This window comes from Terriglobus sp. YAF25 (assembly GCF_052113305.1).
Classification (GTDB): Bacteria; Acidobacteriota; Terriglobia; order Terriglobales; family Acidobacteriaceae; genus Terriglobus.
Genome location: NZ_JBFRCY010000931.1, coordinates 1 through 1,469, shown reverse-complemented (window position 1 = coordinate 1,469; position 1,469 = coordinate 1). Strand labels below are relative to the sequence as shown.

Annotated in this window: 1 protein-coding gene and 1 pseudogene; both read right to left on the bottom strand. The window is 56.4% G+C overall.

Going from position 1 to position 1,469, the window contains the following annotated elements; all coding sequences use genetic code 11:
* A pseudogene (locus AB4043_RS25340) lies at positions 1–388 on the bottom strand (OmpA family protein); the annotation flags it as partial.
* 205 nt (positions 389–593) lie between these two features.
* On the bottom strand, positions 594–1,112 hold the full coding sequence (locus AB4043_RS25335) for a DUF2393 family protein (RefSeq protein WP_442300599.1): 519 nt from the start codon (positions 1,110–1,112) through the stop codon (positions 594–596).
* Between the last annotated feature and the right edge of the window lie 357 nt (positions 1,113–1,469).

Here is a 1,469-nt window from a genome sequence, read left to right as displayed (position 1 = left end):
GGTTACCAGCGTCTGCTGCATGCTGGTCGGCCAAGTCGGCAGCGGACTGGGCCTTGTTGATGCCTGCCGTTGCACGGGAGTCTACGTCGCGGATGTCATTTGCGTTCTTGGCCTGAAGCTGATCGAGCTCATTGACACGGTCCTTGACCGGGTCAACCTGGCGATGTACCCACTTCTTGCGGGCAAAGGGATTCACATGTCCCCAAAAGCCCTCTTTCGACTCTGACTGCAGCGGCTGACCGGTGGCGTACGTTGTGTTATCCGTTGCGTCCTGCTTTTGACCCTGAGCTGGGGAAGCGGTGCTGTTCTGCTGAGCGTAAGCCGGAAAAGCAAGAGCGCCGGTCAGAACGACGGCAGACAAACCGGAAAAGGCACGAGCGTATTTCATATCGATAGCTCCTTTTAGAGTCGCGGCGGTTCAACTAAAACAAACACCGTCACAACGCTTTCGTACTCTTCTTAGAGCAGCTATCGTGCCAAAACGGTGGCCTATTTAGAATCTGTAACTTACGAGAAAATTCCGTCGATTCGTCCGCACCGCGAACAATTACCGTGGGAAAAATATTCCCTACACTGCAGTAAATTCACGGGGTTTACTTGGATTGCACACCTGTAATGTGCAGTTCCGGTTGCTGCTGGTTCCAGCTCTGTGGCAGTCCCTCAAAGATCAGTCGGAACTCCGCCGTCGCGCCGGGAGCGATGGGCGCTACCGAGATGGGCTGTGTGTCCACGTAGGGGATCCGGGTGCGGATCAGCATCAGGGGGACCGTCTGGAGTGAGACCGTATGTCCATCGTCCGACCGGAAGATCGTCTGCACGGTCACCCCGGTGATGGTCCGGGTGCCGGTGTTGGTGATCTTGCCATCGATATAGGTGGAGCGGCCGCCGGCGAAGGGCGAGGTCGCCTCAGACATCTCGATCCCACTCAAGGGAAGGTTGGCGGCGTAGCTGTCCAGCGGCGCTACCGTGGTCGGCGCCTGCACCTTGTGGTGGCCGAAGATGAGCATCAGGACAACAGCCAATAGCACCACACCGCCACCGATCAGCAGCGGCGTACGCATTGAGCTGCGAGGTTCTGTGGGCGGAGGTGTGAAGAGTGCGTCGTCAGCCATGAAACCGATTGTAGGGCGTAGCGATGAATTCCAACAGACCGCAAGTCTGGGTTAGCGTGGGTACCGCACTGCCGGCGGTCGTCTTTTTCACCAGCCTGACTATCGCTGCGAAAATGACGAGACCAGGCAGAGTCTAGAAGCATCGATTAGAGCATTTTTCCTGTTGCTGGGTATCCCGGGAGGAGCGTGCAGCGCCGTTTTCATTGGGGAAAACGCCCATAGATGCACAGGCCCTGCACTACACCTACAGGAAAATGCTCTAGCTGTATGTCGGATGCGCCCAGGTACCTTGGGAAATTCTCACGAAATTTTTGCAAAGCAAGCGCATCTAAACGAGGGAAGATTGCGTTCAAAGAG

Excerpts from the sequence above, each read along its gene's own strand:
- AB4043_RS25335 (WP_442300599.1), bottom strand. The coding sequence starts at position 1,112 with ATGGCTGACGACGCACTCTTCACACCTCCGCCCACAGAACCTCGCAGC.